Here is a 20,672-nt window from a genome sequence, read left to right on the forward strand (position 1 = left end):
CTTCGCTCCCATGCTCACGACAACGGGCTCGATCGTGCCGGGCTACGCACCGGCGATGCCACCGATCCTCGCTGCGGCCTGCTCGAAGCCCGCGACCAGGTCGGCCATCACGTCCGCGACCGGGCGCACCTCGTTCATCGACCCGACGATCTGGCCGACGGGCATCGAGATCACGTCGGGATCGCCGTGGGCGTTCATCCGGTTGTGGGCGTCGGCGACCAGGAGGTTCTGCAGCGGCATCGGCAGCGGCGCGGGTGCCTCGTCCGTCTCCCACGCCTGGGTCCACCGCGTCCTGAGCAGCCGGGCGGGCTTGCCGGTGTAGATCCGGGTGCGCACGGTGTCGGCGCTGGTCGCGCGGAGGAACGCGTCGGTCATGCCCTGGTTGGTGTTGAGCTGCTGGTATTCCTGCGTCGTCAGCCAGACCGAGCCGGTCCACACGCCCTGTGCGCCGAGGGCGAGCGAGGCGGCGACCTGCCGGCCGGTGCCGATGCCGCCGGCGCCGAGCACCGGCACGCCCGGTCCCACCGCGTCGACGATCTCGGGGGTCAGGACCATGCTGGCGATCTCCCCGGTGTGCCCGCCCGCCTCGTAGCCCTGCGCGACGATCACGTCGACGCCGTTGGCGACATGTGACAGCGCGTGCTTGGCCGCGCCCGCGAGCGCCGCCACCTTCACGCCCGCGGCGTGGGCCTGCTCGATGACGTCGACCGGCGGGGAGCCGAGGGCGTTGGCGATCAGCACCGGGCGGTGCGTCAGGGCGACGTCGACGTGCGAGCGCGCGACGGAGTGGAGCCAGCCGAGCACGCCCTCGCGCCCCTCGCCCTCGGGCAGCGGGGGCACGCCCAGCTGCTGCAGGGTGCGGTCCACGAAGGACACGTGCTCCGGCGGGATCATCGTCGCCAGGTCGACGCCGGTCCCCTCGGTGGGCACCGTCATCGGCATGACCACGTCCACGCCGTACGGCCTGCCGTCCGTGTTGTCGTCGAGCCAGGTCAACGTGCGGTCGAGCTCGGCCGGGTCGTTGAAGCGTACGGCGCCGAGCACCCCGAGCCCGCCGGCCCGCGACACCGCCGCGGCGACGTGCTCGGACGGTGTGAAGGCGAAGATCGGGAAGTCGATCCCGAAGAGCTCGCACAGCTCGGTGCGCATCAGACGCGCGCCTCCAGAGCGGCCAGGGCGAGCTCCTTGGCCCGTGGGTAGTTGGCCTTGCCCGTGGCGCTGCGCGGGATCTCGTCGACGAAGGAGACCGAGCGCGGCAGCTTGTAGCCCGACAGCTGGCCGCGCAGGAACTCCCGCAGCCCCTCGAGCGTGGGCTGCGTGCCTTCGCGCGCCTGGACGACCGCGCTGACGGACTGCCCGTAGCTCTCGTCCGCGACGCCGACGACCAGCACGTCGTAGACGTCGGGGTGGCCCTTGAGCGCCATCTCGACCTCTTCGGGATAGACCTTCTCGCCGCCGGTGTTGATGCAGTTGGAGCCGCGACCGAGCAGGGTGACCTTGTTGCCCTCCTCGATCCGCGCGAAGTCGCCCGGCACCGAGTAGCGGACGCCGTCGACGGTGATGAAGGTCTTCGCCGACTTCGCCTCGTCCTTGTAGTAGCCGATCGGCACGCTGCCCGTGCGGGCCAGCCGGCCGATCTGGCCGACGCTGGTCTCCGGGTCGAGGACGCGGTTGTCCTCGTCGAGGATCACCGACTCGAGCCCCAGCGCGATCTGCGGGCCCTCGCCCTTGATGTTCTCCGAGTCCTGCAGGCCGGTGCCCTGGAAGCCGGTCTCGCTCGAGCCGACGGAGTCGGTGAAGAAGGTGTTGGGGAAGGCCTTCATCCAGCGCTCCTTGACCGGACGGCTGAAGATCGCGGCACTGCTCGCGACGGCGATCAGGGTGTCCGCCTTGTAGTCGCCGCGCTCGTACTCCTCGATCAGCGGCCGGGCCATCGCGTCACCGGTCATGAAGATCAGCTGCACGCCGTTGTCCTCGATCGTGCGCCAGACCTCCGCCGCGTCGAACTTGGGCGCCAGGATCGTGCGGTGCCCGGCGAAGAGGTGCATCAGCATCGCCGCCTGCGCCCCGCCGTGCATGAGCGGGCTGAGCGGGAAGGTCACCATCGGCTCGCTGCTCGCGGCCGACTTCGACTGGTCGTGCTCCTCGAGGCGGTTGCCACTCATGAAGTCGATGCCGCCACCCAGCACCCGCCAGAAGTCGGCCTGGCGCCACATCACGCCCTTCGGGAAGCCGGTCGTGCCGCCGGTGTAGACGATGTAGAGGTCGTCCTCCGAGCGCGGCCCGAAGTCGCGCTCGGCACTCTGCCCCGCCAGTGCGTCGTCCCACTCGATCCCGCCGTACGCCGAGATGTCGGCCGTCGAGGCGGGCTCGGTCGGGTCCGGGATGGCCACCACCGTCTGCAACCCGGCGTGCTTGGGCGCGGTGCTCGCGACGAGCGGCGCGTAGGGGCGCTCGTGCAGCAGCGCGACGAGGTCGGAGTTGTCGAAGATGTAGTCGAGCTCGCCCTCGACGTAGCGGTAGTTCACGTTGATCACCACTGCGCGGATCTTGAAGATCGCGAGCAGGGCGACGACGTGCTCGACGCTGTTCTTGGCATAGATGCCGACGTGGTCGCCCGGTGCCACCCCGCGGGACTGCAGGAAGTGCGCGAGCCGGTTGGCGTCGGCCTCCAGGTCGGCGTACGACACGATCCGGTCGGCGACCTGGATGATGCCGCGGTCGGGGACGACGTCGACGGCGTGCTCGAAGAGATCGGCGATGTTGAGGGCCATGGTCGGAGACTAGAACACGTTCTTGTTTCTGACTAGGATCGTTTGCATGTCGGAAGAAGCCCCGCACTGTCTCGTCTCGCTCGACGGCCACGTGCTGACCGTGACCATGAACCGGCCCGCGAAGAAGAACGCCCTGTCCGGCGAGATGCTGCAGCTGATGAGCGAGGCCTGGGACCTGGCCAACTCGTCCGACGCGGTGCGCGTCGTCATCCTCACCGGGGCGGGTGGCGCCTTCTGCGCAGGCGCCGACCTGTCGGCGATGTCGGCCTCCTCGCCGTCGGCGAAGTTCTCGTCCGGTGAGTTCGACCCGGCCGTGATCAAGCCGCTGCTCAAGGGGTTCCGGCTCACCAAGCCGCTCATCGCGGCGGTCGAGGGTCCGGCGATCGCGGGCGGCACCGAGATCCTGCAGGCCACCGACATCAGGGTCGCCGGTGCCTCTGCCCGGTTCGGGGTCTCGGAGGTGAAGTGGGGGCTCTATCCGCTCGGCGGTTCGGCCGTGCGACTCCCCCGCCAGATCCCCTACACCGTCGCCGCCGACCTGCTGCTGACCGGACGGCACATCACCGCCGACGAGGCGTTGTCCTACGGCCTGATCGGCCACGTCGTCCCGGACGGCACGGCGTTGGACAAGGCGCGCTCGCTCGCAGACCTGATCTGCGCCAACGGGCCACTCGCGGTTCAGTCGGTGCTCGCGACGATGCGCACGTCCGAGGGCAAGCACGAGGACGACTGCTGGGCCGACGACGCGCGCGTCGGCGCCGCGGTGTTCGCCTCCTCCGACGCGGCCGAGGGGCCGCGGGCGTTCGTGGAGAAGCGGCCGCCGGAGTTCATGGGGCGCTGAGCCGCGTCGCGGCGCACCGGACGCGAGCGCACTGCGCCACCGGCGCAGGCAATCACGACCAGGCCGCCCGCCAGGGTCAGCCAGCCGACCTGCTCGCGCAGGAGGAGTGCCGCCCAGCCGATCGTCATGATCGGCTGGACCAGCTGCACCTGGCTGACCCGGGACATGGGACCGATCGCCAGACCTCGATACCAGGCGAAGAACCCGAGGAACATGCTGATCGCCGACAGGTAGCCAAAACAGGCCCACTCGACCAGCGTGCCCGAGGGCGGATGGCGTACGGCAGCGACCGCAGTGAGCACGATCATCAGGGGCGCGGCGACCACGAGAGCCCACGACACCGTCTGCCACGAGCCGATCTCGCGCGCCAGCGTGCCGCCTTCCGCATAGCCGACGGCGGCGGCGAGCACGGCCCCGAACAGGAGGAGGTCCGCCCAGCCGACGTGACCGGCTCCGCCGCTGTGCAGCAGGGCGAACAGCACCGCTGCGGTCGCGCCTGCGGCGGAGAACGACCAGAAGGCCCGGCCCGGCCGCTCACCGACCCGCAGCACGGCAGCGACGGCCGTGGCGGCCGGAAGCAGCGCGATGACGACCGCCCCGTGACTGGCTGGCGTCACCGTGAGCGCGTAGGAGGTGAGGATCGGGAAGCCGACGACCACGCCCGCCGCCACCACGCCGATCCGCAGCCACTGGGCCCCCGCGGGGCGCGACTGTCGGGTGGCGGCGAGGGCGGCCCCCGCGAGCAACGCCGCGACCACCGCACGGCCCGAGCCGATGAAGAGCGGTGAAAGGCCCCCGACCGCGACGCGGGTGAGAGGAACCGTCAGCGAGAAGGCGACGACACCCGTCAGCCCCCACCACAGGCCGGCCGACGTGGCCGGTATCGGGATCGTCCATGGGGCAGTAGCGCTACTCTGTCTCGACATGTCCAACGATAGCAGTGGCCGGATCGCCGATGATCTCCGCCGATGGGTGGCGACCGCGGCACCCGGGGCACGCCTACCCTCCTCGCGGCAGCTCGTGACGGAGTACGCCGCCAGCCCGGTCACGGTCCAGAAGGCGCTCCGGTCCCTTGCTCGTGAGGGACTGGTCGAGAGCAGGCCCGGAGTCGGAAGCTTCGTCCGGGCTGCGCGCACACTGCGCCCGCAGGACTACGGCTGGCAGACAGCGGCACTGCGGACGCCGCGGATCGAGCTGCCGCCCCTGTCCGCCGCGATGCGAACCGCTCCCCCGGAAGCGCAGGCGCTCCATTCCGGCTATCCGGACCCCGACCTGCTGCCGGGGCGACTCGTGCGCACAGCCCTGGTGCGCGCTGCCCGCGGCACCGCAGCCACGTCCAGGCCGCCATCCGCAGGACTGCCCGACCTCCGCTCCTGGTTCGCGACCGAGCTGGCCGGTAGCACTCCCGCCGGCGTCGCGGCTCCCACCGCACAGGACGTGCTGGTCGTGCCGGGGAGCCAGAGCGGACTGACCTCCGTCTTTCGCGCCCTCGTACCGCCAGCCGGCCCGTTGCTGATCGAGTCGCCGACGTACTGGGGAGCGATCCTGGCGGCGCGCCAGTCCGGTGTGCGCCTGGTGCCGGTGCCGAGCGACGCCCACGGACCCGACCCGGCGGAGCTGGACCGGTGCTTCCGCGAGACCGGGGCCAGGGCGTTCTACGCCCAGCCCAACTACGCCAACCCCACTGGTTCGCAGTGGTCGGCCGGGCGGGCAGATGCCGTCCTGGATGTCGTCCGGGAGCACGGTGCCTTCCTCGTCGAGGACGACTGGGCCCACGACCTCGGCATCGACACCCGCCCGCGCCCGGTCGCAGCGCACGACGACGCGGGTCACGTCGTCCACGTCCGCTCCCTCACCAAGAGCATGTCGCCGGCGGTCCGGATCGGCGCGGTGATCGCTCGCGGACCTGCGCGTGACCGCATCCTGGCGGACCGCTCCGCCGAGTCGATGTATGTCAGCGGCCTCCTCCAGCAAGCCGCGCTCGAGGTCCTGAGCGACCCGGGGTGGACCACGCACCTGCGGCGACTCCGCACCCAGCTCCACGACCGCCGCGACCTGCTGGTCGACAGCATCCGCGAGCACGCGCCGAGCCTGCGCGTCGACCACGTGCCCCGAGGTGGGCTGCACCTCTGGGCACGACTGCCCGACCACACCGACACGCAACGACTGGTCCGCGACTGCGAGGCCGCCGGCACCTACGTCGCGGCCGGCGACGAGTGGTTCCCCGCCGAACCGTCAGGCCCCTTCCTGCGCCTCAACTTCTCGGGGCCCCACCCGGCGGGGTTTGCCGCTGCTGCCCGGACGATCGAAACCGCCATCGCTGCGCAGTCGTGACGTGGTCCGGGCGCGGCGCCCGGTTTCAGGCCGCCGAGAGCAGCTGGGCCAGCAGGCGTTCCACCGGGCTCATTCCGTCCGGAAGCTTCCTCATCGGACGTCCTCTCGGCTCGATGATCGGCGGAGCCGTCGAAAGGTATCGGTGTCCCGTCGGCGTGATCGTCTCGACGGTGTGCACAGGCCCGGGACGCGGCCATGCCTGCCAGCCGATCGCCTCCTTGGCGTAGTTGCACGCCTCGCACAGTCCCTGCGCGTTGGCCGCGCTGGTGGGACCGCCGTGGGCGGCGGTCACGACGTGGTCGCGGTGGCGCACCGGGGCATCGCACCACGGGGTGCGGCACTGCTGGTCGCGCAGCTCGATGAAGTCGGCGAGGCTGCCGTCGAACGCGCGCCTTCTTGACTCCATCGCCACCAGTGCGCCCGTGCTCGGCTCGGCGAACAAGCGCCGCAGACTGACCTCGACGCCGGCGTCCAGCCCGTCGCGGATCCACTCGCGCAAGAGATCGGCCGGGATCGGACCATAGCCAGGGATCGTGGCGGGGTCATCGCTCTCACCCAGAAGTGTGTCCACGCTGACGACGACGTTGACGGCCAGCGCAGGAACGCCCGGGCCCTCCTGCGCACCACCGTGCAGGACCCGATTGACGAGGGTGTCGGCCATGATCTGGCCGCGGCTGCGCTCGTCACCCGCGGCGATCAGGCGCGTGGCCTCGCGCTTGAGCACTGCGAACACGGCGACCCCGTCGCGCACCGGCAACGAGGCGGTCAGCCAGGTCATGGTGTCGGGCGCGGGACGCACGGTCACCGTCCGCTCGCCCTCCGCGCGACGTCGGCGCGCGGCCACGGAAGCGGGATCGAGTCGAGACGCCAGCCTGCGGGCCTCGCGCTCGGTCTCGAGATCTCCCATGGCTGAGAGTCGATCAGCGTCGGCGGCCAGGATCTTGTCGATCTCCCGGCGGCGCTCGACGTCGAGACAGGCCGTCTCGCGAGCCAGGATCGTCGCCCGCCACTCGGTGATGAAGCCGCCGCGCAGCGCACGCATGGTGTGCGGCATCTCCGCCTTGAGGATCTTCGCCAGGCCGAGGTGTCGGCTTCCCTTCTGCGGGGACTCGCGGCGTGCCAGCGCGATCTGATGACCGATCCCGTCGCCCTGCTTCTCGGACCGGACTCCGCGCTCGCTGGCAACCTGCCGCTGAGAGGCATCGAAGCCAACGGCGATCGCGGCCTGCGCACCCTCGACCGCACACTTGAGCTGCTCCAACCCACGGAGCACGTCCATGCGGGCGACGTCGTCAGCCGGCAGCGCCGCGGTCGTCACCTGCGACAGCATCAGCTCGACCTGAGCAGGGTCGAGAACCAGAGACGGTGTGCCGCCTCCGGGGCGCTCCCGCCCGGTCGTCCTGATCATGTCTTCGACCCTAGACGTGACCACCGACATCGATCCTCGGCGCAGAATCCGTTCGCCGAAGCCACCCAGAACCGCGAGACTCCCCCCGTGGATGACGCGACGCTGGCCCGTTCCCTGCCCGCCTTGCTGGCAGATCTGTGGGGCCTCGAGGACGTGGACGTGCGGCCACTCGGCGGCGGCATGAATTCTGCGACCTGCCTGGTCACCGCCACGGGCGGCGATCGCTTCGTCGCGAAGTGGTCGAGTGATGCCGAGTCCCTCGAAGCCGGCTGCTCGGCTGCCACCCTCCTCGGACGGCAGGGAGTGCGCACTGGCGAACCGGTCGGCTCAACTGCCGGTGCCCCGGTCGTAGCAATGGCCGGAGGCGCACTCGCACTGCTGCGCCACGTGCCCGGTCGCGAGCTCGACGGCGATTCAGGGCACGAGCAACAGCTGATCGGAACCGCCCTCGCGACGGCGCACACCGCGGGATGCCCCGCATCGGACACCGGTCCGTTCATGAGTGAATGGCTCTACCCCGCGGAGGATGTGCTCGCCGTCGCGACCTGGCTTCCGCCCGCGCTGGCCGAGATCCGACGCGAGTACAACGCGCTTCCGCAACTCACCTGGACCCAGCTGCACACCGATCCGGCACCTGAGGCCTTCATCCACGACGACGCCACCGGGTCGACGGGTCTCATCGACTGGGCTGGGAGCCGCCGTGGTCCGGCGCTCTACGACGTCGCCTCCGCTGTGATGTATCTCGGCGGACCCCAGCAGGCCGAGCAGTTCTTGTCGTCGTACGCCGATCGCGGTCCTGTCGAGAACGACGAGCTGGCCCTCCTCGACATCTTCCGCCGGTTCCGCTGGGCCATCCAGGCCAGCTACTTCGCGGGCCGCATCGTGGCGGACGACCGGACGGGGATCGTGGACGACACGGACCACAACACCGAGGCGCTCGCACGTGCTCGGCGCGGCCTTGCGGAGGCCCGCTGACTGCGCCACGTACGCTGAATTCATGAGCACGCGAGAGCTGACAGCTGAGTCCTTCGAGGAGACCATCTCCGGCGAGGGCATCGTCCTGGTCGACTTCTGGGCCGAGTGGTGTGGTCCGTGCAAGCAGTTCGGGCCGGTCTTCGAGGCAGCCGCGGAGGCCAACCCCGACATCACGTTCGGCAAGGTCGACACGGAGGCCGAGCAGCAGCTCGCCGCCCAGGCCGGCATCTCCTCCATCCCCACGTTGATGCTCTTCCGCGACGGGGTCCTGCTCTTCAACCAGGCCGGCGCACTGCCGCCCCAGGCGCTCGGCGACATCATCAAGCAGGCGCGCGACCTGGACATGGACGAGGTACGCCGCCAGGCCGGCGCCGCAGCGCAGGCAGCCGAGGCGGGCGAGGTGGGCCTGGACGACTTCGCGGCGGCCCACGCGGCCGGTGCCGTCGTGGTGGACGTCCGTGAGGACCACGAGTTCACCGCGGGGCACGTGCCCGGTGCGGTGCACGTGCCGATGGGTGAGCTGCCCGGCCGCGTCGCGGAGCTGCCGACGGACCAACCCTTCTTCGTGATCTGCGCCGTGGGCGGCCGCAGCCGCCAGGTCGTCGATCACCTGCGCGCGCAAGGCCTCAACGCGTTCAACGTCAGCGACGGCACCAACGGCTGGGCCCAGCGCGGCTGGCCCCTCGAGCGCTGAGGCTCACCACATCCGCGGCAGCAGCCGCTTGCCGACCACGAGCGCGACGTGCGCAGCCAGGACGACGAAGAACGCGACGTGTGCTGCGACGTGCAGCCACAACAGGTCGTCCTCACTGCTGAGCACCAGCACAAGGCCGGTCGCGGGGATCACGAGCAGCAGCCCCATCAGGCACCGCTCGGTCCAGGTCGCGAGCGTCCGCTGCCGAGCGCCCAGCCGATCCGACCACGGGGGCAGTCCGTCGACCCGGCGCCAGGCCAACCGCGCCAGCGCGAGCACGATGATCAGGACACCGAGCGAGACGTGCAGGGTGAGCAACCGGTCGTCGAGCACGCCGTAGCCCTCCTCGCCCCCACGCCCGCGTCCGCGCCCGGAGCCACCGCCACGACCCCGGCCGCGCCCTCGGCCCCCGCCATCGACGTCCATCGCGTAGCCGACGACGAACTGGGCGACCAGCGCCAGCACGGTCCCCCAGTGCAGCACCTTGCTGAGCCAGCCGTAGCCCTCCGGTCCGTTGTGCAGCACGGCGACGACGCTAGCCGGAGGCGAACCGCGCGCGCAGCGCCTTCTTGTCCGGCTTCCCCAGTCCGGTGAGCGGGATCGCGTCGACCGCGATCACCTGCTTGGGGGCGTGCAGCGAGCCCTTGCGCTCCTTCACCAGCGCGACGATGCTCGCGACGTCCGCCTCGCTCAGCGTGGACCGGGGCACGACGAGGGCGGTCACCGCCTCGCCGTACCTCTCGTGCGGGACGCCGATGACCGCGACCTGCGCGACCGCGGGATGCGTGGCGACGACGTCCTCGACCTCGCGCGGGAAGACGTTGAAGCCGCCGGTCACGATCATGTCCTTCGTGCGATCGACGATGTACCAGAACCCGTCTTCATCCTCGCGCGCGACGTCACCCGTGTGCAGCCAGCCGTCGCGGAAGGTCTCGGCCGTCTCGTCGGGCAGCTTCCAGTAGCCACCCGCGAGCAGCGGCCCGGCCACGCAGATCTCCCCCGGTTCACCGACGGCGACCGGCGTGCCGTCGTCGGCGAGCAGCGCCGTACGGATGAAGGCACTGGGCCGGCCGCAGGACGCCAGGCGCTCGGGGGTGTGGTCGGCCTTGGCGAGGTAGGTGATCGCCATCGGCGCCTCGGACTGGCCGTAGGACTGCGCGAAGATCGGCCCGAACCGCTCGATCGCCTCGGCCAACCTGGTCGGGTTGATCGCCGAGGCGCCGTAGTAGACCGTCTCCAGCGACGACAGGTCGCGGGTGTGGCTGTCGGGGTGGTCGAGCAGGGCGTAGAGCATCGACGGCACGAGCATCGTGGCGGTGATGCGGTCGCGCTCGATGGCCTCGAGCACCAGTGCCGGGTCGAACTTCGCCAAGACGTTCAGCGACCCGCCCCGGATCACCGTCGGCACGAAGAACGCGGCGCCGGCGTGCGACAGCGGCGTGCACATCAGGAACCGCGGAGCGACCGGCCACTCCCACTCCGCCAGCTGGATCTGGCTCATCGTGTTCATCGCCTGCGCGGTCCCGATGACGCCCTTGGGCCTGCCGGTGGTGCCGCCGGTGTAGGCGATCGACACGATGTGGTCGGGGGGCAGGTCGAGGGCCGCGAGCGGTCGTGTGTCGTACGTCGCCGCGCTGGCCACCAGGTCGACGGCGACGTCCGCCAGGGCCGGCGGCACCGGGCCGATGGTCAGCACCTGCCGCAGCCCGGGGCAGCGCTCGAGCAGGCCCACCGCACGCTCGGCGAAGACGGGGTCCACGATCAGCGTCGTGATCTCTGCGTCGTCGATGACGTAGGCGTGGTCATCGAGGCTGCCGAGCGGGTGCAGGCTCGTGCGCCGGTAGCCCTGCGTCTGCCCGGCGCCGAGGATGACGAGCACCTCGGGCCGGTTGGGCGAGAGCAGCGCGGAGCCACCACCGTCGCCCAGCGCTTCGAAGGCCTGCACGTAGCGGCTGATCTCGTCGGCCACCTCACCGCCGGTGAGCGTGACGTCGCCGAGGTGCAGGACCGGCTGGTCGTGGTGCCGCTTCAGTGCGGCCACCATGAGGTGGCCGTTGTGGATGGGCAGGCGCAAGGAGTCGGTCACACCCCGCACACTAGAACGCGTTCTAGTGTGCGGCAACGGTTCAGCGGTGCCGGCCCAGCCAGTCGATGACGTCAGCGGTGACCGCAGCGCGGTTGGTCTCGTTGAAGATCTCGTGCCGGGCGCCGTCGTAGGTCTTGACCGTCACGTCCTTCACGCCCGCCTCGCGGTAGCGGTGGCCGAGCAGCTGGACGAGCTCGCCACCCCCGGCCAGCGGGTCGGCGGAGCCGGAGACGATCAGGATCGGCAGGTCGGACCGGATGCCCGCGAGCGCCTTCGGGTCCGCGAGCGTGGCCGCGGCGCCGAACAGGCTGGGCACCGTCTCGTCGGGCAGGTCGAATCCGCACAGCGGGTCGGCGACGTACGCATCGACCTCGGCCTCGTCGCGCGAGAGCCACTCGTAGCCCGTGCGGTGCTCGAAGCCGGCGTTGAACGCCTCGAGCCCGGCCGGGTCCTCGGACTCGGCGAGCCCGGCGGCGAGCACGTCGAGCGCGGTGGAGCCGGACAGCACGACGCCGGCATACAGGTCGGAGTGCTCCAGCAGCACCGACTGCGCGGCGAACGACCCCATCGAGTGGGCGATCAGGAAGAGCGGCAGGTCGGGGCGGTCCTCGCGGAGCGTGGCGCCGTACGCCGCCGTGTCGGCGATCAGGGCGTCGAACCCGCCCTTGCCGAAGTCACCCGGCGTGCCGTCGATCGACTTGCCGTGTCCGCGGTGGTCGTGGGCGTGCACGAGATAGCCGGCGCCGTTGAGCGCCTGCGCGAGCCGGTCGTAGCGGGCGGAGTGCTCGGCGAGGCCGTGGGCTATCTGGACCGCGGCCGCGGGGACGAACAGATTGTCCCAGCTGTAGGTCGCGAGGATGGTCGCGTCAGTCGGCGAGGTGAAGGTGGAACCCGAGGCGGTCATGGCGACACGCTAGGCCTTAGGCGAGCACTTCGGCGATCTTGGCGACCTCCTCGGCGGTTCGGCACGACAGCAACAGGGTCGTGACACCGGTGGTTTCCCACTCCGCAGCGCGCTCCTTGACGTAGCCCGCGTCGCCGATGATGTGCATGTCGTGCACCAGCTCGTCGGGGATCAGGGCGGTCGCGTCCGCCTTGCGGCCCTCGAGGTAGAGCCGCTGCACCTCGTCGGACAGCGCCTGGTGGCCCATGCGCTCGAAGACCTGCTTGTGGAAGTTGGCGTCCTTGGCGCCCATGCCGCCCATGTAGAGCGACACCACGCCCTTCATCGTGTCGACCACGGCGGCCCGCTCCGCGGCCGAGGTGGTGACCTGCACGTGACAGGTCGCTGCGATCTCGAAGTCCGCCCGCGTGCGGCGGGCTCCCGGTCGGGCGAAGCCCTCGTCGAGCCACGGCTGGTACATCGCGGCGGAGCCGGGCGTGTAGAAGATCGGGATCCAGCCGTCCGCGATCTCCGCGGTGAGCGCGACGTTCTTCGGCCCCTCGGCGCCGAGCCAGATCGGGACGTCGGCGCGCAACGGGTGCACGATCGACTTGAGCGGCTTGCCGAGCCCGGTCGCATCGGCGCCGGAGTAGGGCAACGGGTGGTGCGGACCAGCGCTGGTCACCGGCGCCTCGCGGGCGAGCACCTGCCGGATGATGTCGACCACCTCGCGGGTGCGCGCCAGTGGCTTGGCGAACGGGGCGCCGTACCAGCCCTCGACGACCTGCGGACCGCTCACGCCCATGCCGAGGACGACCCGGCCGCCGGAGAGGTGGTCGAGGGTCAGGGCGTGCATCGCGATGCTCGCCGGGCTGCGCCCCGACATCTGCACGATCGAGGTGCCGAGCCGCACCCGCGACGTCTCGCGGCCCCACCAGGCCAGCGGCGTGAACGCGTCGGAGCCCCAGGCCTCGGCGGTGAAGATCGCGTCGAACCCCGATGCCTCGGCGGCCGCAACGAGCTCGGCGACGCCGGAAGGGGGCTGCGCGCCCCAGTAGCCCAGCTGAAGTCCCAGTTTCATGGTCACACTCTCGCAGAAGCATTGCCCGCAAAACTAGAACGTGTTTCACTCTTGCCATGGCGCGCACGCTCTCCCAGCCCGTGACGGTGACCTTCGACTACACCCGCTCGACGGGCCCGGTCATCGGCCGCTTCCTCACCGGGCTGCGCGACGGCGTCGTCCTCGGAGGTCGTACGGCGGATGGCCGGGTGCTCGTCCCGCCGCCGGAGTTCGACCCGCAGACCCATGCCGCGACCACCGACTTCGTCGAGGTCGGTCCGGGCGGTGTCGTGGACAGCTGGACGTGGGTGCCCGAGCCGGTCGCCGGGCAGCCGTTCGACCGGCCCTTCGCCTGGGCGCTGGTGCGGTTCGACGGCGCAGACTGCGCGATGCTGCTCGCCCTCGACGCCGACCACGACGCGATCGCGACCGGGATGCGCGTCACCGTCCGGTGGGCCGACGAACGGGTCGGGGCGATCACCGACATCGCGTGCGTGGAGCCTTCGGCCGGGGACCTCGGTTTCGACACGCTCGCTGCACTCGCTGCTCAACCAGCGGCCGGGGAACCCGTCACCGGCGTCGTCTCCCCCATCTCGCTGGACTACCTCTACGCCGCGTCCCCGGAGGAGTCGGCGTTCTTCTCCGGCCTTGCCGAGGGCCGGATCATCGGCCAGCGCTGCCCGGTCTGCCACAAGGTCTACGTCCCTCCACGCGGCGCGTGCCCGGTCGACGGGGTCCCGACGACCGACGAGGTGGAGCTGCCGGACAGCGGCACGATCACGACGTTCTGCATCGTCAACGTGCCGTTCCTGGGGCAGCGGATCAGCCCGCCCTACGTCAGCGCCTACGTCCTCCTCGACGGCGCAGACATCGCGATCCAGCACCTGATCCTGGAGGTCCCGGCCGACGAGGTGCGGATGGGCATGCGGGTCGAGGCGGTGTGGCGACCACGCGACGAGTGGGGCACCACGATCGAGAACATCGCGCACTTCCGCCCGACCGGCGAGCCCGATGCCGACTACGAGACCTACCGGATGCACCTGTGAGGGACGTTGGCGTCGTCGCCTTCGCCCAGCGGCAGATGCGGGAGTTCGACGGCTCCCCCACGTGCGTCGAGCTGCTCGTGCCGATCTTCGCCGAGTGCTACGAGCAGACCGGCTTCACCCGCCAGGACATCGGCTTCTGGTGCTCCGGCTCGAGCGATTACCTCGCCGGCCGCTCGTTCTCCTTCGTCAGCGCGGTCGACGCGATCGGCGCCCTCCCGCCGGTCAACGAGTCCCACGTCGAGATGGACGCGGCCTGGGCGCTCTACGAGGCCTGGCTCAAGATCCAGACCGGCGAGGTCGACACCGCGCTGGTCTACGGGTTCGGCAAGTCCAGTGCGGGCACGCTGCGCCGTACCCTCGCGCTCCAGCTCGACCCCTACACGATGACGCCGCTGTGGCCCGACACCGTCTCCATCGCCGCGCTGCAGGCGCGGCTCGGCCTCGACGCGGGGCTGTGGGACGAGGCCGCCCTGGCCGCCGTGGCCGACCGCTCGCTGCGCGACGCGGAGCACAACGAGTGGGCGATCCGCCGCGGCGGCTCGAGCGTCGAGGACCTCCTGGCCCGACCGTTGTACGCCGATCCGCTGCGCAAGCACGACATCGCACCCGTCTCCGACGGAGCGTCCGCGATCGTGCTCGCCGCCGGCGACCGGGCGCGCGACGCGTGCGAGCGGCCGGCGTGGATCACGCACTTCTCGCACCACATCGACCCGTTGCACCTCGGTGCGCGCGACCTCACGACGTCGCTGTCGACGCGGCGTTCGGCACCGGCGACCCGCGTCGACCTCGCCGAGCTGCACGCGCCGTTCTCCCACCAGGAGCTGGTCCTGCGCCGCGAGCTGGGCCTGGGTGAGGACATCGTGATCAACCCGAGCGGTGGGGCCCTCACCGCCAACCCGATGTTCAGCGCCGGCCTCAACCGGATCGGCGAGGCGGCCGGGCGGGTGTGGGACGGCACCGCCGACAGGGTGCTCGGGCACGCCACCAGCGGCCCCGCCCTGCAGCAGAACCTCGTGTGCGCGATGGGAGCAACACCGTGACGAAACAGCCCGCAGCCGTCATCGGCATCGGCCAGACCCACCACCGCGCCAAGCGCGAGGACGTCTCGATGGCGGGGTTGTGCCGCGAGGCGATCGACCGTGCGCTGCTCGACGCCGGCATGACGTTCGACGACATCGACGCGGTGGTCGTCGGGAAGGCGCCCGACCTCTTCGAGGGCGTGATGATGCCCGAGCTGTTCCTCGCCGAGGCGCTCGGTGCGGCGGGCAAGCCCCTGCTGCGGGTGCACACGGCCGGCTCCGTCGGCGGCTCGACCGCGATCGTGGCGGCCTCGCTCGTCCAGGCCGGCGTGCACCGGCGGGTGCTGACGGTGGCGTTCGAGAAGCAGTCGGAGTCCAACGCGATGTGGGCGCTCAGCGTCCCGGTGCCGTTCGTGATGCCCGTCCACGCAGGTGCCGGCGGCTACTTCGCCCCGCACGTCCGTTCCTACATCCGACGCTCGGGGGCACCGACCCACGTCGGCGCGATCGTGGCGGCCAAGGATCGGCAGAACGCGCTGCTCAACCCCTACGCCCACCTCAAGAACCCCGACACCACAGTGGAGTCGGTGCTCGCCAGCCAGATGCTGTGGGACCCGATCCGCTACGACGAGACCTGCCCGTCCTCGGACGGCGCGTGCGCCCTCGTCATCGCCGACGCCGACACCGCGGCCTCGATCACCGACCCGGCCTGGATCCACGGCACCGTCATGCGCAGCGAGCCGACCACGGCGGCCGAGCGGGACCAGGTCAACCCGCTCGCCGGGCGCGCGGCCGCAGCCGCCCTCTGGAAGCAGGCGGGGATCACCAACCCGCTCGAGGAGATCGACGCCGCCGAGATCTACGTGCCCTTCTCGTGGTTCGAGCCGATGTGGCTGGAGAACCTCGGCTTCGCCCCGGAGGGCACCGGCTGGCAGCTGACCGAGGCCGGGGACACCGCCCTCGACGGCCGACTGCCCGTCAACGCGTCCGGTGGCGTGCTGTCGTCCAACCCGATCGGGGCGTCCGGCATGCTGCGGTTCGCCGAGGCTGCCCTGCAGGTCCGGGGGCAGGCCGGCGAGCACCAGGTCGACGGCGTACGGCGAGCGCTGGGCCATGCCTACGGCGGCGGCTCGCAGTTCTTCGCGATGTGGGTCGTCGGCGCCGAGAAGCCTTGACTCACGCGTAGCGGACCGGAAGCTCCTTGATCCCGTTGATCCACCCGGACCGCAGCCGCCGCTCGGGACCGTTGGCCACGATGTCGGGCATCCGGTCAGCGATCGCGTTGAACATGATCTCGACCTCGAGCCGGGCCAGGTTGGCACCGATGCAGTAGTGCGCACCGTGGCCGCCGAAGGCGACGTGCGGGTTGGGGTCGCGGGTGATGTCGAAGGCGTCGGGGTCGGTGAAGACCTCGTCGTCGTGGTTGGCGCTGGCATAGAAGATCCCGACACGCTGGCCGGCCTTGATCTGCTGGCCGCTGACCTCGGTGTCGACCGTCGCCGTACGCTGGAAGACCGTCACCGGCGTGGCCCAGCGGATGATCTCGTCGACCGTCGTCTTCGGACGCTCCTTCTTGAACAGCTCCCACTGGTCGGGGTGGTCGAAGAAGGCCTTCATGCCGTGCGTGATCGCGTTGCGGGTCGTCTCGTTGCCGGCGACCGCGAGCAGGATGACGAAGTAGCCGAACTCGTCGTCACCGAGGTGTCCGTGGCCGTCGATGTCGGCCGTGACGAGCTTGGTGATGATGTCGTCGCGCGGGTTGGCGCGACGGTCCTCGGCCATCCCCATGGCGTAGCCGAGGATCTCGGCCGCGGCGACGGCCGGGTCGACGTCGTAGTCGGGGTCGTCGTAGGCCAGCATCTGGTTGGACCAGTCGAAGAGCTTGCGGCGGTCGTCCTGCGGCACGCCGAGCAGCTCGGCGATGGCCTGCAGCGGCAGCTCGGCGGCGACGTCCTCGACGAAGTCGCCGGAGCCCTTCGCGATCGCGTCGTCGACGATCTTCTCGGCCCACTCCTGCAGCGTGCCGTGCAGGGCTCCGATGGCGCGCGGCGTGAAGCCGCGACTGATGATCTGCCGGCTCTTGGTGTGGTCCGGCGGGTCCTGGTTGATCAGCATGACCCGCTGGAGCTCGACCTCCTCACGCGTGATCTCGGAGTTGAGCCGGATGATCGCGGTGTTCTCCGAGGTGACGAAGTCCTTGGACTTGGAAACCAAGGAGACGTCCTCGTGGCGACTGATCGCCCAGTAGCCGGTGCCGCCCTCCATGCCGGCACGCGCCTCCGGCGGCTGCTCGACCCAGAAGACCGGGGCGTTCTTGCGCAGCGCGAGGAACTCCGCGTGCGGGACGCCGATCTCGTTGATGGCCGGATCGGTCGGGTCGAAGCCCGTGGGCAGGTCGAGGTCGTGGAGCTGTGCGGTCACGTGGACAGGTTGCCACGGGGCTTGTCCGAATACAAGAACGTGTTCTAGTTTTGTCGCATGGGCACCCCTGTGATCGTCGAAGCCGTCCGTACGCCGCTGGGCAAGCGCCGAGGCTGGCTGGCCGGCGTTCACCCGGCTGAGCTGCTCGGGGCGTCGCTCGTCGAGGTCGTCAAGCGCTCCGGGGTGGACCCCGCGCTGGTCGGGCAGGTCGTCGGCGGCTGTGTGACCCAGGCGGGCGAGCAGTCGAACAACATGGTGCGGCGCGCCTGGATGCACGCCGGGCTGCCCAACGAGGTGGCCTCCACCGTCATCGACGCGCAGTGCTCGAGTGCCCAGCAGGCCACCCACCTCATCAACGCCATGATCACCGCCGGCGTGATCGACGCCGGCATCGCGTGCGGGATCGAGTCCATGTCACGCGTCGGCCTCGGCGCCAACGTCCCTCCCGGCACGGGCGACCCGCGGCCCTCCTCGTGGGACATCGACCTGCCCAACCAGTTCGAGGGAGCCGACCGGATCGTCCGCGACCGCGGGTTCAGTCGTGCGCAGGTCGACGAGTTCGGACTCTGGTCGCAGCAGAAGGCACGGGTCGCGCTCGACGAGGGTCGGTTCGCCCGGGAGACCTTCGCGGTGACCGCCCCCCAGCTCCTCGAGGACGGCAGCGTCGGCGAGACCCGGTCGGTCGACACGGACCAGGGGGTCCGCGACACCTCCCTCGACGGCCTCGCCGCGCTCAAGCCGGTGCTGGAGGGCGGCATCCACACGGCCGGCACGTCGTCCCAGATCTCCGACGGCTCCTCGGCGCTGCTGCTGATGGACTCAGCCCTCGCGGCCTCGCTCGGCCTGACCCCCCGGGCCCGGATCGTCGCGTCCTGCCTCGTGGGCGCCGACCCCTACTATCACCTCGACGGACCGGTGCAGGCGACGTCACGCGTGCTCGCGGACTCCGGCATGTCGATCGCGGACCTCGACATCTGCGAGGTCAACGAGGCCTTCGCGGGGGTGGTCATGTCCTGGGCGAAGGTGCACGCCGTACCGCCCGAGAAGATCAACGTGAACGGCGGCGCGATCGCGCTCGGCCACCCGGTCGGCTCGACCGGGACCCGCCTGCTCACGACTGCCCTGCACGAGCTGGAGCGTCGCGACGCCTCCACCGCACTCGTCTCGATGTGTGCCGGTGGCGCCCAGGCGTCCGCCACGATCATCGAGCGGATCTGATGCCCTCGCGGCAGGTCAGTGCATGACGGAGTCGGCGCGCGTGAGCCGCTTGAGCGAGTCGGACGCGCCGGCGGGCAGGAGCGAGAAGAGGCGCCCCTGGACCGCGATCTCCTTCGGGACGCACACCTCGAGCTCGTGGGTCCGCATCGCCTCGACGACCCGGTCCGCGACCATGCTGGGCTCGACGACACGCACACCCATGGCGGCGTTGAAGTCCTTCGTCATCTCGGTGCGGATGACACCGGGCATGACGACCGAGGTCTTCACCCCGGTGTCGCGCAGCTCGCCGCGCAGGGCCCGGGTGAACCCGAGCACCGCGTGCTTGGTCGCGGAGTAGACCGCGCCGTTGGCCGTGGCGATCATCCCCGCACTCGAGGCCATGTTGACGATGTGCCCCTGGTCGCGCGGCAGCATCCGGTCCAGCGCCAGCCGGGTGCCGGTCAGGACACCGCCGATGTTGACGTCGAGCTGCAGCTGGACGTCCTCGGCCGGGAGCTCGCTGAAGGGACCCATGCGCAGGATGCCGGCGTTGTTGACGAGGGCGTGGAGCGGTCCCTGCTCTGCCTCGACGGTGTCGAGGAAGCGGCGGAAGTCCGCCTCGTCGCGCACGTCGACCGTCAGCCCCAGCACGTCGGGACCGATCTCGGCGGCAGCTTCCTTCACGAGGGTCTCGTCCAGGTCGCCGATGGCCACCGACATGCCGGCCCGATGGCACGAGCGCGCGATCTCCAACCCGATTCCGCGCCCCCCGCCGGTGATGGCGACGACGAGACCGGTGAGGTCCTGGTTCTTCATAGCGGGCACGAGATCCTTCTTCCGAACAGCTGGCGGGCAGACCCCTCATCGTCTCCCGGGACGTCCCGGGAGGGCTTGACTCACCAGGACAGCTAGTTGACTTCTGCGGACACTCGCAAGGCAAGACGGGCTGCCCGGGGAGATGCTGCGAACCAGTGCCGGCAGCGTCTCGAGAAGGTGCTCTGCTCGGAGTAGCCCAGCAGTCCGGAGATCTGGCCGAGCGGCATGTCGGTGTCCCGCAGGAGCTTGCCGGCGACGTCTCGGCGCACCGAGTCGACCAGCTGGTCGAACGTGTGGCCCTGGGCTGCGAGCTGGCGCTGGAGCGTCTTGGGGTGCAGGGCGAGGTGTGCCGCCACCACACCGATCATGAGGCGTCTGGTCGGAAGGAGGTGCCTGACCAGGGTCGTGACCGACGCGACCAGGTCGGATCTCTCGTCGGAGGGCGGCTCGTCGGCGAGCGCCCGGTCCAGGTAGCTGGTGACGCACCGGTGGAGCTCGCCACCGTGTCCCAGGGGCCTGTCGAGGTCCCGGGTCCGGAGCGTGAACCCCATCGAGGGCTCCGCGAAGCGGACCTGAGCGCCGAGGTGGCGCTCGTAGGTGTCCGGTGCGGACACCGGGTCATGCGGCACGTGCACGCACAGGGGTCGCGAATCACTCAGCAGCCGCATGATCTTGAGCGTGAGGCCCAGCGTGAGCTCGGTCGTCTGCCGGTGCGCGGGCGGGTCCTCGATCATGAAGGCCAGGCCGAGGAGGACACGCTCGGGTTGGTCGGTGGCCGCCAGCGACACCCGGAGGCCCCGGCTGTAGAAGGCGAGATAGCGCCCGATCGCCGCGATCCCCTCCCCCACGGTCGGAGCGCTGAGGGCGACCGCGCTGACCGGCCCGAGGATGTCCATGTCCTGCCGCTGGGCGAGCTGCAGGCCGAAGTCGGGCGCGCCCGTGACCCGCGCCGCGGACTCGAGGGTGTCCATCACGTGGGAGTAGCCGACGAAGGAGTCGATGTCCCCCACCGCGTCCAGTGCGATCCCGGATGCCCGCAGGACCGGCTCGGGATCCGCACCGAGGTCACGCATCAGTTCCGGGAAGCCCACCAGGCAGGTCCCGCGGATGAGTGTCAC

General features: G+C 70.7%; 18 protein-coding genes and 1 pseudogene. 8 read left to right on the top strand and 11 right to left on the bottom strand.

The window, feature by feature from the left end:
* Positions 1 to 42 precede the first annotated feature (42 nt).
* Both CF8_RS10360 and CF8_RS10365 read right to left on the bottom strand, forming a co-directional pair.
* Positions 43 to 1,149, bottom strand: coding sequence for an NAD(P)H-dependent flavin oxidoreductase (locus CF8_RS10360; protein ID WP_010833067.1), 1,107 nt, complete (start codon positions 1,147 to 1,149; stop codon positions 43 to 45).
* Entirely contained in the window at positions 1,149 to 2,774 is a 1,626-nt protein-coding gene (locus CF8_RS10365) for an acyl-CoA synthetase (protein WP_010833068.1), read from the bottom strand. The genes CF8_RS10360 and CF8_RS10365 overlap by 1 nt, the downstream gene beginning before the upstream one ends.
* A 46-nt stretch (positions 2,775 to 2,820) precedes the next feature.
* On the opposite strand from CF8_RS10365, the gene CF8_RS10370 reads away from it, so the two are divergent.
* Complete coding sequence (locus CF8_RS10370; RefSeq protein WP_010833069.1) at positions 2,821 to 3,615, top strand: crotonase/enoyl-CoA hydratase family protein; 795 nt, start codon at positions 2,821 to 2,823, stop codon at positions 3,613 to 3,615.
* Between the two features lie 59 nt (positions 3,616 to 3,674).
* On the opposite strand, the pseudogene CF8_RS21540 reads toward CF8_RS10370, so the two are convergent.
* A pseudogene (locus CF8_RS21540) lies at positions 3,675 to 4,541 on the bottom strand (DMT family transporter); the annotation flags it as partial.
* On the opposite strand from CF8_RS21540, the gene CF8_RS10375 reads away from it, so the two are divergent.
* Entirely contained in the window at positions 4,540 to 5,949 is a 1,410-nt protein-coding gene (locus CF8_RS10375) for an aminotransferase-like domain-containing protein (protein WP_010833071.1), read from the top strand. The pseudogene CF8_RS21540 and the gene CF8_RS10375 overlap by 2 nt on opposite strands.
* A gap of 25 nt (positions 5,950 to 5,974) precedes the next feature.
* Here the strand turns inward: CF8_RS10375 and CF8_RS10380 are convergent, their stop codons facing one another.
* Positions 5,975 to 7,357, bottom strand: a complete 1,383-nt coding sequence (locus CF8_RS10380; RefSeq protein ID WP_198016813.1) for an HNH endonuclease — start codon at positions 7,355 to 7,357, stop codon at positions 5,975 to 5,977.
* An 87-nt stretch (positions 7,358 to 7,444) separates the two neighbouring features.
* Between CF8_RS10380 and CF8_RS10385 the strand changes: the two genes are divergently transcribed.
* Both CF8_RS10385 and trxA read left to right on the top strand, forming a co-directional pair.
* Positions 7,445 to 8,332, top strand: coding sequence for a phosphotransferase enzyme family protein (locus CF8_RS10385; RefSeq protein ID WP_010833073.1), 888 nt, complete (start codon positions 7,445 to 7,447; stop codon positions 8,330 to 8,332).
* A 22-nt stretch (positions 8,333 to 8,354) separates the two neighbouring features.
* Positions 8,355 to 9,026 carry a thioredoxin gene (gene trxA, locus CF8_RS23605; protein ID WP_010833074.1) on the top strand — a complete coding sequence of 224 codons (672 nt, stop codon included), beginning with the start codon at positions 8,355 to 8,357 and terminating at the stop codon, positions 9,024 to 9,026.
* Positions 9,027 to 9,029: 3 nt separating this feature from the next.
* Here trxA and CF8_RS10395 read toward each other — a convergent pair whose 3' ends face one another.
* Genes CF8_RS10395 through CF8_RS10410 form a run of 4 tightly spaced genes read right to left on the bottom strand, consistent with a single transcriptional unit; the run spans position 9,030 to position 13,076 of the window.
* On the bottom strand, positions 9,030 to 9,551 hold the full coding sequence (locus CF8_RS10395; protein WP_010833075.1) for a cytochrome b: 522 nt from the start codon (positions 9,549 to 9,551) through the stop codon (positions 9,030 to 9,032).
* 10 nt (positions 9,552 to 9,561) lie between these two features.
* Positions 9,562 to 11,112: a fatty-acid--CoA ligase FadD8 gene (gene fadD8, locus CF8_RS10400; protein WP_010833076.1), complete on the bottom strand. Its 1,551-nt coding sequence runs from the start codon at positions 11,110 to 11,112 to the stop codon at positions 9,562 to 9,564.
* Positions 11,113 to 11,152: 40 nt separating this feature from the next.
* Positions 11,153 to 12,016 (bottom strand): alpha/beta hydrolase, encoded by an 864-nt coding sequence (locus CF8_RS10405; RefSeq protein ID WP_010833077.1) that lies wholly within the window; start codon positions 12,014 to 12,016, stop codon positions 11,153 to 11,155.
* A gap of 16 nt (positions 12,017 to 12,032) precedes the next feature.
* Positions 12,033 to 13,076: an LLM class F420-dependent oxidoreductase gene (locus tag CF8_RS10410; RefSeq protein ID WP_036492828.1), complete on the bottom strand. Its 1,044-nt coding sequence runs from the start codon at positions 13,074 to 13,076 to the stop codon at positions 12,033 to 12,035.
* Positions 13,077 to 13,132: 56 nt separating this feature from the next.
* Between CF8_RS10410 and CF8_RS10415 the strand changes: the two genes are divergently transcribed.
* From CF8_RS10415 to CF8_RS10425, 3 genes are read left to right on the top strand one after another with little or no spacing between them, the layout of a single operon-like run.
* Complete coding sequence (locus tag CF8_RS10415; RefSeq protein WP_010833079.1) at positions 13,133 to 14,101, top strand: Zn-ribbon domain-containing OB-fold protein; 969 nt, start codon at positions 13,133 to 13,135, stop codon at positions 14,099 to 14,101.
* Complete coding sequence (locus CF8_RS10420; protein ID WP_010833080.1) at positions 14,098 to 15,141, top strand: thiolase domain-containing protein; 1,044 nt, start codon at positions 14,098 to 14,100, stop codon at positions 15,139 to 15,141. The genes CF8_RS10415 and CF8_RS10420 overlap by 4 nt, the downstream gene beginning before the upstream one ends.
* Positions 15,138 to 16,295 carry a thiolase domain-containing protein gene (locus tag CF8_RS10425; RefSeq protein ID WP_010833081.1) on the top strand — a complete coding sequence of 386 codons (1,158 nt, stop codon included), beginning with the start codon at positions 15,138 to 15,140 and terminating at the stop codon, positions 16,293 to 16,295. The genes CF8_RS10420 and CF8_RS10425 overlap by 4 nt, the downstream gene beginning before the upstream one ends.
* Position 16,296: 1 nt before the next feature.
* Here CF8_RS10425 and CF8_RS10430 read toward each other — a convergent pair whose 3' ends face one another.
* The gene (locus CF8_RS10430) at positions 16,297 to 17,541 is read right to left on the bottom strand and encodes a cytochrome P450 (RefSeq protein WP_010833082.1); all 1,245 of its coding nucleotides are present in this window, start codon (positions 17,539 to 17,541) and stop codon (positions 16,297 to 16,299) included.
* Positions 17,542 to 17,598: 57 nt separating this feature from the next.
* On the opposite strand from CF8_RS10430, the gene CF8_RS10435 reads away from it, so the two are divergent.
* Positions 17,599 to 18,759: a steroid 3-ketoacyl-CoA thiolase gene (locus CF8_RS10435; protein WP_036490716.1), complete on the top strand. Its 1,161-nt coding sequence runs from the start codon at positions 17,599 to 17,601 to the stop codon at positions 18,757 to 18,759.
* Positions 18,760 to 18,774: 15 nt separating this feature from the next.
* On the opposite strand, the gene CF8_RS10440 is transcribed toward CF8_RS10435, so the two are convergent.
* Together CF8_RS10440 and CF8_RS10445 are read right to left on the bottom strand one after the other, a co-directional pair.
* Complete coding sequence (locus tag CF8_RS10440) at positions 18,775 to 19,554, bottom strand: SDR family NAD(P)-dependent oxidoreductase (protein ID WP_010833084.1); 780 nt, start codon at positions 19,552 to 19,554, stop codon at positions 18,775 to 18,777.
* A 92-nt stretch (positions 19,555 to 19,646) separates the two neighbouring features.
* Positions 19,647 to 20,672 carry an AraC family transcriptional regulator gene (locus CF8_RS10445; protein ID WP_010833085.1) on the bottom strand — a complete coding sequence of 342 codons (1,026 nt, stop codon included), beginning with the start codon at positions 20,670 to 20,672 and terminating at the stop codon, positions 19,647 to 19,649.

Origin of the sequence: Nocardioides sp. CF8 (genome assembly GCF_000389985.1) — a bacterium.
GTDB classification, from domain to species: domain Bacteria; phylum Actinomycetota; class Actinomycetes; order Propionibacteriales; family Nocardioidaceae; genus Nocardioides; species Nocardioides allogilvus.